This is a genomic window from Nocardia sp. CDC153 (genome assembly GCF_035818515.1).
In the GTDB taxonomy this organism is placed as follows: Bacteria; Actinomycetota; Actinomycetes; order Mycobacteriales; family Mycobacteriaceae; genus Nocardia.
Map to the genome: position 1 here is coordinate 821,066 of NZ_JAYKYU010000004.1, position 16,658 is coordinate 837,723.

Here is a 16,658-nt window from a genome sequence, read left to right on the forward strand (position 1 = left end):
GCCGCCGCGGTGCTGAACCAGCGCCGCAATAAGCCTCCTTGTGGTCGAGACGGTGGCATCGAGGCCGCAGACATCGGGGCGTCGCGGTCGGGCAGTGCGGTGATTGTTCGGTGGGGTAACGAAGGCGCACCGACGAAAGTTCTTGGCGGCGAGAAGCTTCGAGCGGACCGGTAAACGTGCGTATCGTTGAAATGACTCAGCGTTGGTGAGGGTCCAGCGCGAACTCCTGGGAGGAGGGCACGGTGCGCGCCTCCGCACCCGCGACCTCTGCGCCCACGCCGCCCGCCGCCCGGGAACCGGCGCGTCCGCCGGTGCGCCGACTTTTTCCCAGTTTGGGTGAAACGTCCGATATCTACTTGGATTCGGCGTCCACTACGCAGAAGCCGGTGCCGGTGATTCGCGCGGTGCACCTGTATCACAGTGAGCGCACCGCCAATGCCGGGCGCGGCACCTACCCGTGGGCGTCGAGCCTGACCCGGCGCATCGAGGAGGTGCGCGAGGCGATGGCCGAATTCATCGGGGCCGCACCCGATGAGGTGGTGTTCACCGGCGGATCCACGGCCGGGATGAACGCGGTGGCGCTGTCGTGGGCGTTGACGAATCTGCGCGACGGCGACGAAATCCTCTACAGCCCACGCGATCACGCCTCCAACGTCTATCCCTGGCATCATCTGCGGCGACTGCTCGAGGGGTTCGGGCGCAGGATCCGACTGGTTCCCTACCGGCTCACCCAGCTCGGCGAGGCCGATATCGAGGATGTGGCCGCGCGCATCACCCCGCGCACCCGGTTGATCACCGTCGGGCATCTGCATCATGTGTTCGGCACCCTGACCACCCTCGAAGAGCTGCGCGGGCGCATCGATCCGGACATCGCGCTGTGTTTCGACTGCAGCCAGTCCGGCGGGCATCTGCCGGTGCGCGTCGATGAGCTCGACGCCGATTTCGCGGTGTTCGCCGCGCACAAGATGTTCGGCGCGCCCGGCACCGGGGTGCTGTACTGCCGTCGTCGACGCCATGGTGAGCTGACACCGTTCTTGCCGGGCGGGAATTCAGCGGTGTCGCTGACCGATTCGGGCCTGCTGGCCGGGGCGATGCCGCAGCTGCTCGAGGGCGGCACCCAGAACATTCCGGGCATCCTGGCCCTGGGCGCGGCCCTCGAGGTGCTCACCGAGGTGGGCCTGGGCACCATCGCCGACCACAATCGCGCGCTGACCCAACGCCTGATCACCTCCCTGCGCGCCATCCCGGGCGTGGAGTTCCTGCCCGGCCCGGCCTACGCGCCGTGCGAGACCGGCTACGGGATCCTGTCGTTCACCCTCGACGGGATCAGCGCCACCGACCTGGGCTTCGTGCTCAGCGAACTGGGGTTCCTGGTGCGCACCGGCGCGCACTGCGTCCCCGCCGATGATGTGCCGATGGACGAGGACTCGGTGCGGGTTTCGACCCACGTCTACAACACCTTCGACGAGATCGACCGATTCACCGAGTGCGTCGCCACGATTGCCGAGGAGGTCTCTTGACTACCACCGGCCCCGAACCCCGCTACGACCGGCGTGCCGCCTCCCGGGTGCTGGCCGCGCTGGCCCGCCCCGGCCTGGGCGCGCCGCCCGTGCTGCCGCCGCCGCGGCGCATCGAATACACCTGCGCGGCACTGCAACCCGAGCCCGGTTCGCATCTGACACTGTCGCAGCGGCTGTACCTCGAACGGTTCATGCGCCCGTGCCGCGCCGACCAGGTGGTCAGCGCGACGCACCGCATCGCCTGGACCGACAGCGACGGCATCCCCAATACCGGGCATTTCCACTCCGGCGGCCTGGGTCCGATCGTGCCCATCGCCATGCGCGAGACCGTGCTGACCCTGTGGCACGCGCTGCAGGCCGATACCGCGCTGGCCCAACGCATGTCGGACTTGAGCCCGCGCGAGGAGGCGGTGCTCGAGGGCACCACCACCGATCACGAGCCGTTCGAGATCTTCCGGGTCGGCATCGAGGCGGCGGGTCGGGCGCTGGCCCAGCACGCGCTGCTGGCGCGCTGGACCCCGTATCGCAGCCCGGCCGAATTCGCGGTCGGCATGCGGGATTCGGGGATCTACGCGGCGGTGGCGATCCGCTGGTATTGGGAACTGCAAGCCTCGAGCTACCGGCGCGGCATGATCGCGGTCACCCTGACCACCCAACCCGATGGGACGGTGCGGTACTCGGCCGAGACCGTGGCCACGCTGCGGGCGATGAAGGATATGACGATCGAGGACGCGCACCGGGTCATGCGCCGCGCCACCCACGTCGAGGGGTTGAGTGTGGCCGAGGCGATCGCGAAGTATCACGATGAGCTGGATCTGATCTCGCGCCAGTACGCGCTGCTGCCGCCGGGGACGCGCCCGGCGTGTCTGGCGGCCATGCCGCATCAGCTCGACGGCGAGCACTACAGCATCCTGCCGGTGGTGATCGACAAGTTCACCGACGCCTTCACCAAGATCGTGGACCGGGTGAGCGTGGCCGAGGTGCCCGCCGAAACCGGTTCGGAGACCGGGGAACTGGCCGCGGAGGACCGGGTCTTCTATGTCCCCGACATGACCTGCAAGCACTGCATCAAGACCGTCACCGGTGTGCTCGAGTCGATGAGCATCGGAGTGCAGGACATCGATCTGATCTCCAAGCGGGTGGTCGCCGAGTTCCGCAGTCCCCGCAACCGCCATCGCGCCTTCGAAGCATTGCGCGACAGCGGCTACAACCCGACCCTGATCACGCCCGCGCCCGCGGCCGAAACCGCGGTATGACCGCTGCCGCGCCGCCGGGACTCCCGGCGAAGATGCATGCGCTGGTGCGGGCGTTCGTGGCGACGCCGGGGCTGGTCGAGGACACGGTGGCCGGGTTCGGGACACCGGCGCATCTGGTGTTTCCGCAGGTGTTCGCCGAGAACCTGGAGCGGCTGCGGACGCAGTTGGCCGCGCGGGTGGCGGGGTATCGGATCTGCTATGCGCACAAGGTGAATCAGTCGCGGGCGTTCGTGGTGACCGCGCGGGCGGCGGGGGTGGGGATCGATGTTGCCTCGACGGCCGAACTGGACGGTGCGTTGGCGGCCGGGTTCGAGCCGGAGCGAATCGAGGTGACCGGACCCAAGGGTGGAGGGTTCCTGCGAAAGTTGGTGGGGGCCGGGGTGGTGATCAATGTGGATAACCTGTGGGAGCTCGAACGCATTGCCGCGCTGGCGCGGCCGGGGACGCGGGTGCCGGTGCTGGTGCGGGTCAGCGGATTCGCTGGCACACCGGTCAGTCGGTTTGGAGTGCCCTTGCATCGGGTCGACGCGGTGATCAAGGTGTTGGCGGCCGAGCGGGAGCGGATCGAGTTCCGCGGGTTCGCTTTTCACCTCGATTCGGGTGAGCCCGCCGAACGGGTGCGGGCCGTGGAGAGTTGCCTGATGTTGACCGAACGCGCATACGCGTCCGGTTTGACCCCTTCGGTGCTCAACATAGGGGGTGGCTTCCGGCAGGTATTCACTGCTGACGCACAGGCATTCGATGCATACGTGCATGCGCTGCGCGAGTCGCTTTTGGGTCGCGGAGAGCAGATGACCTGGGCGGGAAACACTTTCGGCTTCCACCTCGAGGATGGCGCGGTCCACGGGACGCCGGTTTTTCACAAATACGCTAACACTGTGGATGCCGAAAGGATGCTCAGCGATCTTCTCGACACTGAACTCGAGGCGCACGCGGGCCGGACGATTGCCCAGATCGCGGCGGAGAACCTCCTCGATATCTGGCTCGAACCCGGCAAGGCGCTCGTCGACCATGCCGGAATCACCGTCGCGCGGGTGGAATTCGTGAAGGAGACCGCCGACGGCAGCACCCTGGTGAACCTGGATTTGAGCCGCGACACCATCACCCCGGCCGATCAGGAGGTGATGGTGGATCCCCTCCTGGTGCCCGCGCGCGCCAATGCCGACGCGAATTCCGGTGCCACGGGTGTGTTTCTGGCCGGACGGCTGTGTCTGGAGCGTGACCTGATCGCCAATCACAAGGTGTGGCTACCGCGGTGTCCACAATCTGGGGACTACCTGGTGTTCCCGAATACCGCCGCCTACCACATGGATTTGTCGGCAGCGCGTGCATCGATGCATTCGGTGCCGCCGAAACTGGCTGTGGTGCAACGATCCGGGACGTTCGCGGTGTGCCCCGACGTTGACTACCGGCACGAGGTGGCTTGATGCGCTACGACCACATCACCGAACTGATCGGCAATACTCCGCTACTGCGGTTGGATCCGGCCGTGCACGGGCTCGCGCACGTGGAACTCTACGCCAAACTCGAGTTCTACAACCCGTTCGGCTCGGTCAAGGACCGGGTGGCGTGGGGCATGATCCGTGACGATCTCGACGACATCGTCGCGGGCAAGCAGACACTGATCGAGGCCTCGAGCGGCAATACCGCCAAGGCGCTGCGGATTCTGGCGGCCATGCACGGGATCGGGTTGCGCGCGGTCACCAATCGGATCAAGGTCGCCGAGGTGCGAGAGCTGTTGCAGCTGTTGGGCACCGACATCGAGGAGCTACCCGGGCTCTCGGAATGCCCGGACCCGACCGCGCCCAACGACGTGTATTCGGTGATCGAATCGACCATGGCCCGCACACCGGGGGCCTGGTATCACCCCTCGCAGTACACCAGCGAGAAGAACATCGAGGCCCACTATCAAGGCACCGGCCGTGAGATCCACGAGGACCTGGCCCGCGACGGCATCACCCGCGTCGACTATCTGATCGGCGGGCTGGGCACCACCGGCTCCACCCGCGGCACGGCCACCTTTCTGCGCAAACACAATCCGGAGTTGAAGACCATCGCCGTGGTCTCCGAGCGCAGCGATTTCATCCCCGGCATCCGCTCGGAAACCGAGATGTGGGATGTGGGCCTGTTCCAGCCCGAGTTCTACGACCGCATCATGGCGATCGAAGCCGTGCGCGCGGTCGATGCGACGGTGTCACTGGCCACCGCCCACGGCGTGCTGGCCGGACCCACCAGCGGAGCCACCTACGCCGCCGCCATCGATTTCCTGAAAACCCTGCCCCCGCAACCGGATCCGATCACCGCGGTCTTCATCGTCTGCGACCGCCTCGAACCCTACCTGTCCTACATCCGCAAACGCCGCCCCGAACTGTTCGGCAAGCCCGGCCGCGCCGAGCCCCCGACGCCGAGCGAGCTGACCGCCACCCCCACCCTGTCCCCCGACGAGCTCGAGGCCCTCGACCGCGGCGCCCACCCCACCATCGTCGACACCCGAGGCGCGATGGCCTACCGCATCGGTCACATCCCGGGCGCGCTCAACATCCGTGACGACCAACTCGACGACATGTTCACCCAGGGCGTCCCGTTCTCCCGTTCCCGCCCGCTGGTTTTCGTCTGCCCGGTCGGCGAGGTCTCGCTACGCTTCGCCGCACGCGCCCGCCGTGCCGGCTTCGACGCCGCCAGCCTGGCGGGCGGCATCACCGCATGGCGCGACGCGGGCAAACCCTTCGAATCCGCCCCTCGCCCCGAATAGTCCGGCGGGCGCGCCGGGCGGACGGTGACCGCGGTGCCGTGACAGGCGAAGTACGCCGGCTCGGCGGTAGCCCTCAGCTGCGATACATCCCGCGGTAGGCGTCGATCGTCTGCACCAGGTGATCGACGATCTGCTCCCGGGTGGCGCGCAGGGTGCCGTTGAGCCAGGCCGAGAACATGCCCGCGTTGCCCGAGGCCATGGTCACCGCCGCGAGGCGACGTCGGACCGGGTCGTCGATGTGGACGAACAGGTGGTCCTGGATCAGGCGGGTGAAGGCGGGCATGACCGCGATGGTGGTCTGGCCCAGTCCGGTCGAGGAATACGGTTCGACCAGGAACAGCCGGGACTTGCGCGGATCCTGGAGCACCTTGTCCACCAGCACTTCCGAGAGCGCGCGATCGCGGTCGGGGTCGTCGGCGACGGCGAAGGCGGTCATGGGTTCGAGGAATTCCTCGGCGATCTGGCGGTAGAGCACGTCGAGCAGTTCGTCTCGGCTGGCGAAGGATTCGTAGAAGTAGCGGTCGGTCAGGTTGGCGCGCCGGCACACCGCGCGCATGGTGACCGCGCCCGCCCCGGATTCGCCGATCAGGTCCAGTGCGGCCTCGAGCAGCGCGGCGCGGCGCGCCTCACGGCGTTCGGTGAGGGTCGTGCCACCCCAGATGCGGGGTTCGGCGTCGGAGGGCGGTTGCTCGGTCTGCACCGGGTCAAGAGTAATGCCCGGTGCCGGGCGGGTACGCACACCCGGCACCGGACCGATCGGTATCGGCTGGCTCGCCGACGGCGAGACTCAGCTCGTGACCACGCAGGCGCTGCCCAGATTGATGCCCTGGCCGACCGTGACCCAGGTCCACTGCGAGCCGTTGTAGGACCAGGCCTGCACGAAGTGCTGACCGGTGGAGGTCGGCGTCCAGCTCGAGGTGGCGGTGCCGCCGCTGCCGAGGCTGAACTGCTGCGGGTTGAAACTGCCCGCGCCGCTGTCGTAGAGCCAGACGTACTCGTTTGGACTGCCGTTCACGGTGACCGTGTAGGAGCAGTTGGTGCCGTAATTGCCGCCGCCCAGACTGATACTCGACCCGCTGGACACGTTCACGCTACTGACGTAGGCGGACGCGTCGGGCGCGGCGAGGACGAGGGCCGCCGGGATGGCGGCGAAGGTGGTGAATGCGGTGAGGGCCGACTTCCGTGACCGGATCATCGTCGATCATCTCCCCAGATGAACAGATGAATGAGGGACCTGCGACGCCATTGGCGCATATAGGCAGTGTCTGCGTTCAGGGTCAGCGACACGCGCGTATCGGGCTACTCGGCCCGCACTTCGCCACGGCGAAGGCGCCTCTGATGATCACTGGCAACCGTGAGGCTTCTGCGGCTTGAAGCGAAAACTCCCGAGCCCCTATGGATCCCCTAATTTCCACGCTCGAGTCGCGAAACAGCTAACGCACCGCTACCGTTCCGATTGTCCGAATCCGTAAGGGGCGCACATGCGCAGACGCCCCGGTCGGTGGGCACCCCGCGAGTCCGCTTCCCCGAGGCTCGCACCCGCGTCCCGCACCGTTGCGGGTGCCGCGAAACCCGGCGTCGCCGAGTCGGTCCCGATCCCGGCTCGGCGACGCCGTCCGCGCGGCCCGGCGGCGCATGTGGGCCGATTCGCCCGCAAAGTCTTCGCGAAACCGGCGGCGCTGGAATGATCACGGTCGATCGTTTCAGTCAATGCACGAAGGCATCGCGAGCACCATGGCCAAAAGCCAGTACGCCAATCCCCCGGCCACCCACGACGTTCCCGAGCCCTCCCTGTGGGGGCGACATCTGGGCGTCAGCGAGGAGGTCGCCGACGGCCTCTACTCCGACCAACTCGGCGCATTGATCTTCGTGCGCAAACTGGTGCGCTGCGGCTACCTGTTCAACACCGTCGTCGCCCTGTTGGTGTGGGCGGGAATCGCGGTGTGGGGCCGCTACTCCGGGCCCCGCAGCTTCCACGACTGCACCTCGGTCCCGGGGTTGAGCTCGGGTTGCAACCCGGCCCTGGCCTCCTGGATTCTCGGTGTCGCGAGCGGATTCGTCGTCGCCCTCGCCGTTTTCGTCCTCATGTCGCTGCCGTGCTTCGTGGTCGGCTACGCGGTGCGCTGGTCGGCCAAGGCCATGGCCGACCGCAACTGAGGTCTCAGCGCGCGTGGTCCTCGGGCGGGGACGCGGCGGTCACGATTTCCTGCAGGGCCGCGATGTGGCCGTCGAAAGCTTTTCGGCCCGTGGGGGTCAGGCGGGCGCGGACCTTGCGGCGACTGCCGTCCAGTCGCCGCTCGGTGGCCACGTACCCGGCTTCCTCGAGGGTGGCGAGTTGTTTGGACAGGGCCGAGTCGGACAGGTTCAGTCGTTCCTTGAGGAAGGCGAATTCGGCCCAGTCCGCGGCGGCCAGGGTCGCGACCAGACTCAGTCGGGTGCTGGGGTGGATCAGCTCATCGAAGCGAGCCTCGCTCATGCGCGTGCCCACCCGCGCAGTACCCGCAGGATCTCCGGGCCGCCGAAGCCGATCACCGCGGCGATGAGGATCGCCGACCAGGTGCGGGGATGGGCAACGCCGTCGGCGTCGAGCGCGAGCGCGGCCACGACGGTCAGTGCGACCAGGCCCAGCAGCATGCCGATGACCACGAGCGGCGTGCGCCGCCCGGCGACCGCGGCGCTGACCTGCACTTGATCGGTGCGCCGTCGACCATCGAGTAACCGCGAGGCGATCGTCGAGTGTCCGGCGCCGAAGATCAGCGTCGCCGCCGCGGTCAGCCACGCCGGTCCGAAGTCTCCGATCACCCCCAAAACGATCCAGCCGCACGCCATTCCCCACCAGTACCAGCGGGGCAGGCCGACTTCGGTGGCGACCTGCCGTTGTGCGCGTCGCGCTGCTTCGAGTGCGGCGCGGGCCTGGTCCGGAGCGATGCCGTCCATGATTCCTCCCTTACTTTCCTACCTGGAAAGTAAGAGTCCACTTTCCCGATGGGAAAGTCAAGGGGTGCAGGTCACAGCACGGAAACCGGCGTCTAGCCGAGTAGTTCGTCCAGGTAGCACCAGCGCCAGGATTCGCCGGGCTCGACGCTGCGCATGACCGGGTGGCCGGTGTTGTTGAAGTGTTTGGTGGCGTGATTGCCGGGTGAGGAGTCGCAGCAGGCGACGTGGCCGCAGTCCAGGCACATGCGCAGGTGGACCCAGACCAGGCCCTCGTCGAGGCATTCGCCGCAGGCGTCGGGGGTGTCGGGCACGCGCACGCAGGGGGCTTCGCGCAGATGCTCGCAGGCACCGGCGGTGAGGGGGGAGCTCAGGGGCAGGCCGTCGTCGTCCTCGGCCTCGGAGATGCGGTCGATGGTGGATTCCTCGATGTCGAGGGTGGCCATGACCGCCTGCAGCACTTCCTGATCGACCTGGCCGGCATCGCGGATGCGTAGCACGGTCTCGCGCTCGGCGGCCAGCATGGCCAGGCGCAGGCGGCGGTATTCACCGCTGGGGGTCACACGCTGGGATTCGGAGCGGCCCAGCAACTCCCACGCCGCCTGCGCGCGCACCACGACTCGGTTGCGCAGGGCGTCGACCACGTCGGGTGGGGTTTCGGGGGCGATGTTCTCCTCGAGGGCCTTCAGGCCCGCGGCGGTGGCCTGCTGGAGCAGATTCGCTTCCTGGAGAAGGTCTTCGGCCTGGCTGGGGCCGCGCAGTTTGAGCACCCGCACCAGGGCGGGCAGCGAAAGTCCTTGCAGCAGCAGCGTTCCGCCCACCACCACGACCGCCAGCAGCTGCAGGATCGCCAGTTCGGGGGTGTCGGCGGGTAGCAGCAGGGCCGCCGCCAGGGTCACCACGCCGCGCATACCCGCCCACGCCACCACGGCCGGACCGGTCCAGTGCGGCTTGGGTTTGCCCTGTCGCCTGCCCTCGACCTGCCAGGCCAGGTAGGTGGCCGGGTACACCCAGATCGGGCGCACCACGATCACGGTCACCAGCACGGCCACGCAGGTCGCCACGACCGTCGAATGCGGCAGTCCGCTGTGCCAGGCGGCCTCGACCAGGTGACGCACCTGCAGACCGATGAGCAGGAAAACCGCGCTCTCGAGCAGGAATTGGATGGTGCGCCAGTTGGTGTGCTCGGCGATGCGCGAGGCCGCGCTCTGCCATTGCGGCGCACCGTGACCCAGGATGAGACCGCAGGTGACCACCGCGATGACACCCGAGGCGTGCACGGCTTCGGCGGGCAGATAGGCGATCCAGGGGGCCAGCAGCGAGACGCTGGTGTCGAGTACGGGATCGGTGATGCGGCGGCGCAGGAACGCCAGCACCATCGCGGCCACGACACCGATGAGGGCACCGCCACCGGCCGCGCCGATGAAATCCGCGCCGGCCTCCCACAGGGTGATGCTGCCCGCCATGGCCGCCACCGCGGTGCGCAGGGTGACCAGTGCGGTGGCGTCGTTGAACAGCGATTCGCCCTCGAGCAGGGTCACGATCCGGCGCGGCATCCCGACTCGCCGCGCGACCGCGGTGGCCGCGACCGCGTCGGGCGGGGCCACGATCGCGCCGATGGCCACCGCCGCCGAGAACGGCACCGGCAGCAGCCAATACACCACCCCGCCCACCGCGAACGCGGTGAACAGCACCAACCCGACCGACAGCAGGGTGATGGAGACCTTCTTGGGCCGGAAGTCGATGAGCGAGGTGCGGATCGCCGTGGTGTACAGCAGCGGCGGCAGCAATCCCAGCAACACCAGCTCGGGTTCGATGTCGAACTCCGGCACGAACGGCAGATACGAGGCGATCACCCCGGCCACGGTGAGCACGAACGGCTCGCCCAACCCCAGCCGCCGCGCACCGGCGGCCAGTGCCACCGCCCCCGACACCAGCACAACCAGACCGAACGCCCACTCCACAGCAACATCGTGCCAGCCGCACCCCCCGATCCCGGCACCGGCTCGCCACGGGCGAACAACCTCGCCCTTCCCCGCGCGACCTTCGGCCCTATCCGGCCGTACTACTCACCCCTATTCGGCGTGCCCCGACCGCGACCGCGTTATCGCGAACACCCCGATCCGAGCGATCAACGCCAACACCCACAACCCCACCCCGACCAATTTCAAATCCACCCCGACCCCGCTATAGGTCCCCGCCAATATCGCGACCACCCCCGCCCCGAACAACAAGCCGGTCGCGGCATTACACACGGTCTTCGTAACATGCAGGCCCACAGGCAAACCCGCGGTTCGCTCGATGCTGATGGTGAATCTCCCTGCCCGACTACTGAACTCAACCCCGCGCACCTTAGCGCGTCCACCCCCACCACGCCGACTCACCACCTTCGCCCGCCCCACAACCCACCCACCCCACCCCTCCCGACCAGCAAGCTCACCTCCTCGCCCCTTGCGACCATCCCCGCCCTCCGCACTATCGTCCGAGGCGGCAGGCAAGTCCGGCACCAGCGGCAAGGAGAGGTCATGGGCTCACGACGTGACTACTACCGAGACCCGAACGCGCCCAAGGCGAACACCCTCGTTCCCGGAGGTTCCGCGCTGATCGTGGACGAAGGCGGCAACATCCTCATGCAACGTCGCCGCGACTCCGGAAACTGGAGTCTCCCCGGCGGGGTCATGGATATCGGAGAGACGTTGGAGCAGTGCGTGGTTCGGGAGACCAGAGAGGAAACCGGTCTAAATATCGAGATCACCGGCCTGCTCGGCATTTACACCGACCCCGAGCACATCATCGAGTACGAGGACGGGGAGATCCGCCAAGAGTTCAACATCACCTATTACGGGCGTGTTGTCGGCGGGCGCATCGAAGTCAGCGACGAGTCGACCTCGGTACGGTTCCTGAGCGCGGACGAGCTGGCCGATGTACCCGTGCACGACACGGTGCGGCTTCGACTCCAGCACCATGCCGAAGGTCGAAGTCAGCCCTACCTCGGGTAAGCGAAGTATCCACGAGCCGCGGGGAGCAGGACCAGCAGTAAAGGTCATCCTCGCGTTCCACACAGAGGTTGTCGGAGGGGGCTGGCATTCTGGCACGATGGCGACGTGGCTGGACTTCAGTAGTGAGGCACCGGAATTGGCGGCGGCGGTGCGGGCGCGGTTCGAGGGTCACAAGACGCATGTGTTGGCGACACTGCGTCGTGACGGGGGTCCTCGGGTGAGTGGATCGGAGGTGGAGTTCGTTGGGTCGGATCTCATGTTCGGTTCTATGCCCGGCGCGGTGAAGGCGGCCGATTTGCGGCGGGACGGGCGGTGTGCGATTCATGCCCACCCTGACGAGGGCGACGCCAAGGTGATGGGTGTCGCGGTCGAGGTCACCGGAGCGGCGAAGGCGGCGCTGGGGTCTGCGCCGGAGGTGCACAACTTTCGGCTCGAGCTCACCGATGCTGTTCTGACCTCGGTCGATGAGGCTGCGGAACTGCTGGTGATCCAGCACTGGCGTCCAGGTAGGGGTGTGGTCGTCACCCGGCGACGCTGACGAATATCTATACGGGCGTGGTGAAGACGAGGTGATACTGGGAGTAGCTAGGCCTGCGGGCTGGCATCGACTTTGCCTCGTCGCAATTTCATGACGAGGCCGGGGCCGCCCCGATCGCCTTGGGGCCGTGGGTGATTGCCATGGCGAGTAGGCCGGGGAAGCGGGCTTCGAGGTCTTCGGTGCGGAGGCGGTTGAGGCGGCGGGTGCCTTCGTCGCGTTGGGCGATGATGCCGGCTTCGCGGAGGGTTTTGAAGTGGCCGCTCTGGGTGGATTTGCTGACGGGGAGGTCGAAGGTCGAGCAGGCCAGTTCCTCGCCTGCGGCGGCGGCCAGGCGGGTGACGATGGTGAGGCGGACGGGGTCGGCGAGGGCGGCCAGGACGGTGGTGAACCGCAGGTCGGCGCGGGCGGGGTGCACCAGTTCGGTGGCGGTTCGGCTGGCCATGGGGGCAATGGTAATCCACATGTTCACATAATCCGAACATCCTGTTATGTTCGGAATTGTCGAACATAACGAGGTTGGGAGGAACCGTGGCGATCGAGCAATCCCCTGCTGCTGGCACCGGAGTACCGGTGGCACAGCAGGTTTCACCGGTCGGGAGCCGACTGAGATTCTGGGGTGCGGCCTACGCGCTGTTGATCCTGTTCACCGGCACCAATCTCGCGACGCCGCTGTATCACGGTTACGCGCAGCGTTTCGGGTTCTCGCCATTGATGCTGACCTTGGTCTTCGCCGCCTATGTCGGCGCGTTGATTCCGTCGCTGCTGCTGGCGGGTCCGGCCTCGGATGCGTTGGGCCGCCGCACGATTCTGCTGCCCGCGCTGGCGGTGGCGGCGTTGGGCACGCTGGCCTTCGCACTCGCCACCGGTCTGGCGTGGTTGTTCGCGGCGCGGGTCCTGCAGGGCGTGGCGATGGGCGCGGCCTCGGGGGCGCTGACCGCCGCCATCACCGAGGTGGAACCGCGCGGTGATCGACGCCGGGCCGCGCTGGTGTCGGCCATGGCGACAGCCGGCGGCATGGGCGTGGGGCCGATGCTGGGTGCGGTTGTCGCGCAATACTTTCCGCAACCGTACGTGATGCCGTTCGTGGTGCACCTGGTGCTGCTGGTTCCCGCGGGCGTGTTCCTGGCCCTTCTGCCCTCGGCGTCCACCGGCGTGCGGTGGCGGCCGCGGCGGCCCAGCATTCCCTCGGGCATGGGCCGCACCTTCGCCGCGGCCGGATCGTCCGCGTTCCTGGGTTTCGCGGTGGTCGGTGTGTTCTTGACCCTGGTCCCCACCTACGCCGCGACCCTGTCGGGCAGTACGAACCTGGTGGTCGGCAGTGCCGCCGCGGCCGTGCTCCCGGTGGCCTGGTCGGTGGCCCAGCTGATCGGGTACGGGAAATCCGAACGGGCCCTGGAGCGTACGGGCCTGCCGCTGCTGGCCGCCGGACTTGCTTTGCTGGCGTTGGCGGGCGCGGTCTCCTCGCTGACGCTCCTGCTGGCGGCCACACTCCTGGCCGGTGCCGGGCACGGTCTGGCATTCCTGTCGGGCCTGACCGCGGTCAACGCCGCCGCCCCGGCCGACCGCCACGCCGATGTGCTTTCGACCTATTACGTCATGGGCTACTGCGGCACCGGCGGCCCGGTGATCGGCGTCGGCCTGCTCGCCGGAACCACCGGAACCTTGCACGCGGTGCAACTGTTCGCCGCCGCCGTCGCGGTGGCGTGTGTGGTGCGACTGGCACTGCGGACGGTTCTCGACGGCTCGCGCAACGCGGGCTCGGTGCGGTAGCGACCGCGCTCACATCCGGGTTGCGATCGGCGCGACCCGGGTGTTTACTGGCCCCCGCAAGGTGCCGTCGTTAACTGAGGCTCCTTCACGGATACAGGCCGGCGATCCCGAACGTCGAGAGACGCCCCGGATCAGGACAGGTTGCCCCGAGTTAAGGGGCCGCCCCGACCGGCTCCCGCCAGATGGTGGGTTCACGCCGTGGAGTGCTGAAGGTCTTACGAGGGGTGGTGCCGCTTCCAGTGAATTCTCGCTGGTCCCACCCTGTTGGCACGCGTGTGTTGTGCGTCTGAGGAGGTGGTGGTCGTGCCCGATGGTCCGGATCGTGTTCCGTTAGCCAATCGTTCACTAGGCGACACCTCCGCAATCTGCCGTTCGCTACCGGCACCCCTGTAGCGTCCGAGGTCGGAGTGCGCCGTCATCCCCTTTTCGGAGATCGCAATGACCACGTGGGAAATGCTGCTGCGACTCGGCACCGGTGTCGGGTTGGGTGCGGTGATCGGGTTCGAGCGTCAGTTCCGCGCCCGCATGGCCGGACTGCGCACCAACGCGCTCGTCGCCGCCGGTGCGACCCTGTTCGTGCTGCTGTCGGCGCACGGCTTCCATGGCAGTGACGCCGACCCGACTCGCGTTGCGGCGCAGATCGTTTCCGGTATCGGCTTCCTGGGCGCGGGCGTGATCCTGCGCGACGGGTTCAATATTCGCGGGCTCAATACTGCCGCGACGCTGTGGTGCTCGGCGGCGGTGGGTTCGCTCGCGGGTGCGGGCATGTATTCGACCGCGGCGGCGGGCACGGTGGCCGTGGTCGTGGTGAACACCGCGCTGCGCACGGTGGCGCGCTCGGTGGATCGCCCGCTCACCGACGGCCCCGAGGCCCACGAGGCGCTCTACTCCTTCACCGCCGACACCGATGACGCGCACGAGGCGCATGTGCGCGCGCTGCTGGTGCAGTCGTTGACGCGCACCGATTTCCGGTTGAACTCGATCTCGAGTCACGACACCACGCAGGGTCGGGTGCAGGTGCGCGCGGAGTTGACCGGCGACCGCCGCGACGACCGGCAGATGGAGGCGGCGGTGAGCCGGTTGAGCCTGGAGCCGTCGGTGACCAGTGTCGGCTGGCGCACGGTGGCCCCGCCGGTGGAGACCGAGCAGTGAACGCGACACTGCGCTCGTATCCTTCGCGCGGGGTACTGGATCGGCCGCGCTCACGGTGGGCCGATATCGCGGTGTTCGCGGGCGCGGCGGTGCTGATCTGGATCGTGGTGAAGGTGTCGGCGGGCATGCATGTGCCCTTCGACGAGAACACCGCGCCCACCACGATTTCCACCGATCCGGCCGAGCTGCCCTACTATGCGGCGCGGTCGCTGCTGCGCATGTTCGCCGCGTTGGGGCTCTCGATTCTGTTCACCTTCGTCTACGCCACCGCCGCGGCGCGGCTGCCGCGCGCGGAGAAGGTGCTGTTGCCCGCGCTCGATATTCTGCAGTCGGTGCCGGTGCTGGGTTTTCTGTCGGTGACCGTGGCCGGATTCATCGCCCTGTTCCCGGGTTCGTCGCTGGGTTTGGAGTGCGCGTCGATTTTCGCGATCTTCACCTCGCAGGCCTGGAACATGGCCTTCGCGTTCCATCATTCGCTGGTGTCGCAGCCGCGCGAGCTCGATGAGGCCTCCCGCAATCTGCGGTTGTCGCGCTGGCAGCGGTTCTGGCGGGTGGATGTGCCCTCGGGGATGTTCCCGCTGGTGTGGAACGGGATGATGAGTTTCGGCGGCGGCTGGTTCTTCCTGACCGCGTCCGAGGCGATCAGCGTCAACAATCGCTCCTACGCGCTGCCGGGTATCGGTTCGTATGTGGCCAGTGCCAACGCGCAGTCGCAGACCGGTCGGATGCTGTTGGCGATCGCGGTCATGATCGTCATGGTGGTCGGGCTCAATGTGTTGTTCTGGCGGCCGCTGACGGTGTGGGCCGAGCGCTTCCGGGTCGAGGACACCGAATCCGCGGACGCCCCGCGCAGTCTGATGCTGGATCTGTTGCGCCGCAGCCATATTCCCGGACTGCTCGCGCGGGTGTTCGGGCCGTTGGTGTATCCGGTGGACCGGTTCATGCGCGTGTTCGGGCTGGCCGAATACCCGCTGTATGTCACCGCGGCCCGGCGGCGTGCCGCCGATATCGTGTTCACGGTCGTGGTGGGTGGGGCGCTGGTCGCCGGTGTGATCGCCATGGCCCACTACATCGCGTCGACGGCCGGTTTCGGCGAGGTCGGCCATGCGGCGTGGCTGGGGCTGCTGACCCTGCTGCGGGTGATCGTGCTGTTGATCTTCGCGACGATCGTGTGGGTGCCGATCGGGGTGTGGATCGGGTTGAACCCCAAGGTTTCCCGGCTCGCGCAGCCGATCGTGCAGGTGTTGGCGAGTTTCCCCGCCAACTTCTTGTTCCCGCTGGTGACCGGGGTGTTGGTGGCCACGGGCGCGAGCCTGCAGTGGGCCTCGATCCTGCTGATGGCCTTGGGTGCGCAGTGGTACATCCTGTTCAATGTGATCGCCGGCGCCTCGGCGGTGCCCAATGATCTGCGTGAGGCGGCCGCGAATCTGCGGCTGCCGCGAAACCTGTGGTGGCGCAGGCTGATTCTGCCCGCCATCTTCCCCAGTTTCGTCACCGGTGCGATCACCGCGGCGGGCGGGGCGTGGAATGCCTCGATCGTCGCCGAGATCGTCTCCTCCGGTGACACCACCTTGACCGCGACGGGTCTGGGCGCCTACATCGCCGAGGCCACCCGCGTCGGTGACGGCCCGCGGATCCTCATCGGCGTGCTGGTCATGAGCACGTTCGTGGTCGGCATCAACCGGCTGTTCTGGCGGCGACTCTACGCCCTGGCCCAGCGCCGCTACTCGCTGTAAC

16 protein-coding genes and 1 riboswitch are annotated in these 16,658 nt (G+C 67.7%); of the genes, 10 read left to right on the forward strand and 6 right to left on the reverse strand.

The annotated features are described in order from the left end of the window. Positions 1-242 precede the first annotated feature (242 nt). From VMT65_RS26440 to VMT65_RS26455, 4 genes are read left to right on the forward strand one after another with little or no spacing between them, the layout of a single operon-like run. Positions 243-1,520 (forward strand): aminotransferase class V-fold PLP-dependent enzyme, encoded by a 1,278-nt coding sequence (locus VMT65_RS26440; protein WP_326311093.1) that lies wholly within the window; start codon positions 243-245, stop codon positions 1,518-1,520. Next, the gene (locus tag VMT65_RS26445) at positions 1,517-2,776 is read left to right on the forward strand and encodes a heavy-metal-associated domain-containing protein (RefSeq protein WP_326311094.1); all 1,260 of its coding nucleotides are present in this window, start codon (positions 1,517-1,519) and stop codon (positions 2,774-2,776) included. Before VMT65_RS26440 ends, VMT65_RS26445 begins: the two co-directional genes overlap by 4 nt. Further along, positions 2,773-4,203 (forward strand): alanine racemase, encoded by a 1,431-nt coding sequence (locus VMT65_RS26450; protein WP_326311095.1) that lies wholly within the window; start codon positions 2,773-2,775, stop codon positions 4,201-4,203. The genes VMT65_RS26445 and VMT65_RS26450 overlap by 4 nt, the downstream gene beginning before the upstream one ends. After that, positions 4,203-5,528, forward strand: a complete 1,326-nt coding sequence (locus VMT65_RS26455) for a pyridoxal-phosphate dependent enzyme (RefSeq protein WP_326311096.1) — start codon at positions 4,203-4,205, stop codon at positions 5,526-5,528. Before VMT65_RS26450 ends, VMT65_RS26455 begins: the two co-directional genes overlap by 1 nt. A 73-nt stretch (positions 5,529-5,601) precedes the next feature. On the opposite strand, the gene VMT65_RS26460 is transcribed toward VMT65_RS26455, so the two are convergent. Together VMT65_RS26460 and VMT65_RS26465 are read right to left on the reverse strand one after the other, a co-directional pair. After that, entirely contained in the window at positions 5,602-6,228 is a 627-nt protein-coding gene (locus VMT65_RS26460; protein ID WP_326311097.1) for a TetR/AcrR family transcriptional regulator, read from the reverse strand. Positions 6,229-6,315: 87 nt separating this feature from the next. Continuing rightward, positions 6,316-6,723, reverse strand: coding sequence for a hypothetical protein (locus tag VMT65_RS26465; RefSeq protein ID WP_326311098.1), 408 nt, complete (start codon positions 6,721-6,723; stop codon positions 6,316-6,318). A 515-nt stretch (positions 6,724-7,238) separates the two neighbouring features. Between VMT65_RS26465 and VMT65_RS26470 the strand changes: the two genes are divergently transcribed. After that, positions 7,239-7,685, forward strand: coding sequence for a hypothetical protein (locus tag VMT65_RS26470; protein ID WP_326311099.1), 447 nt, complete (start codon positions 7,239-7,241; stop codon positions 7,683-7,685). A gap of 4 nt (positions 7,686-7,689) precedes the next feature. Here VMT65_RS26470 and VMT65_RS26475 read toward each other — a convergent pair whose 3' ends face one another. The 3 genes from VMT65_RS26475 to VMT65_RS26485 form a co-directional block, all read right to left on the reverse strand. Next, positions 7,690-8,004 (reverse strand): winged helix-turn-helix domain-containing protein, encoded by a 315-nt coding sequence (locus tag VMT65_RS26475; RefSeq protein ID WP_326311100.1) that lies wholly within the window; start codon positions 8,002-8,004, stop codon positions 7,690-7,692. Beyond that, positions 8,001-8,465, reverse strand: a complete 465-nt coding sequence (locus tag VMT65_RS26480; RefSeq protein WP_326311101.1) for a hypothetical protein — start codon at positions 8,463-8,465, stop codon at positions 8,001-8,003. The genes VMT65_RS26475 and VMT65_RS26480 overlap by 4 nt, the downstream gene beginning before the upstream one ends. Positions 8,466-8,557: 92 nt before the next feature. Beyond that, the gene (locus tag VMT65_RS26485) at positions 8,558-10,426 is read right to left on the reverse strand and encodes a Na+/H+ antiporter (protein WP_326311102.1); all 1,869 of its coding nucleotides are present in this window, start codon (positions 10,424-10,426) and stop codon (positions 8,558-8,560) included. 561 nt (positions 10,427-10,987) lie between these two features. Between VMT65_RS26485 and VMT65_RS26490 the strand changes: the two genes are divergently transcribed. Together VMT65_RS26490 and VMT65_RS26495 are read left to right on the forward strand one after the other, a co-directional pair. Beyond that, positions 10,988-11,461 (forward strand): NUDIX hydrolase, encoded by a 474-nt coding sequence (locus tag VMT65_RS26490; protein ID WP_326311103.1) that lies wholly within the window; start codon positions 10,988-10,990, stop codon positions 11,459-11,461. A gap of 97 nt (positions 11,462-11,558) precedes the next feature. Then, on the forward strand, positions 11,559-11,999 hold the full coding sequence (locus VMT65_RS26495; protein WP_326311104.1) for a pyridoxamine 5'-phosphate oxidase family protein: 441 nt from the start codon (positions 11,559-11,561) through the stop codon (positions 11,997-11,999). A gap of 88 nt (positions 12,000-12,087) precedes the next feature. On the opposite strand, the gene VMT65_RS26500 is transcribed toward VMT65_RS26495, so the two are convergent. Continuing rightward, positions 12,088-12,441, reverse strand: a complete 354-nt coding sequence (locus VMT65_RS26500) for an ArsR/SmtB family transcription factor (protein ID WP_326311105.1) — start codon at positions 12,439-12,441, stop codon at positions 12,088-12,090. An 86-nt stretch (positions 12,442-12,527) separates the two neighbouring features. Between VMT65_RS26500 and VMT65_RS26505 the strand changes: the two genes are divergently transcribed. From VMT65_RS26505 to VMT65_RS26515, 3 genes are all read left to right on the forward strand, one after another. Then, positions 12,528-13,769: an MFS transporter gene (locus VMT65_RS26505; RefSeq protein WP_326311106.1), complete on the forward strand. Its 1,242-nt coding sequence runs from the start codon at positions 12,528-12,530 to the stop codon at positions 13,767-13,769. 59 nt (positions 13,770-13,828) lie between these two features. After that, positions 13,829-14,002: riboswitch (M-box (ykoK) riboswitch) on the forward strand. 205 nt (positions 14,003-14,207) lie between these two features. Further along, positions 14,208-14,921 carry an MgtC/SapB family protein gene (locus VMT65_RS26510; RefSeq protein WP_326311107.1) on the forward strand — a complete coding sequence of 238 codons (714 nt, stop codon included), beginning with the start codon at positions 14,208-14,210 and terminating at the stop codon, positions 14,919-14,921. Next, complete coding sequence (locus tag VMT65_RS26515; protein WP_326311108.1) at positions 14,918-16,657, forward strand: ABC transporter permease; 1,740 nt, start codon at positions 14,918-14,920, stop codon at positions 16,655-16,657. The genes VMT65_RS26510 and VMT65_RS26515 overlap by 4 nt, the downstream gene beginning before the upstream one ends. Position 16,658: the final 1 nt, after the last annotated feature.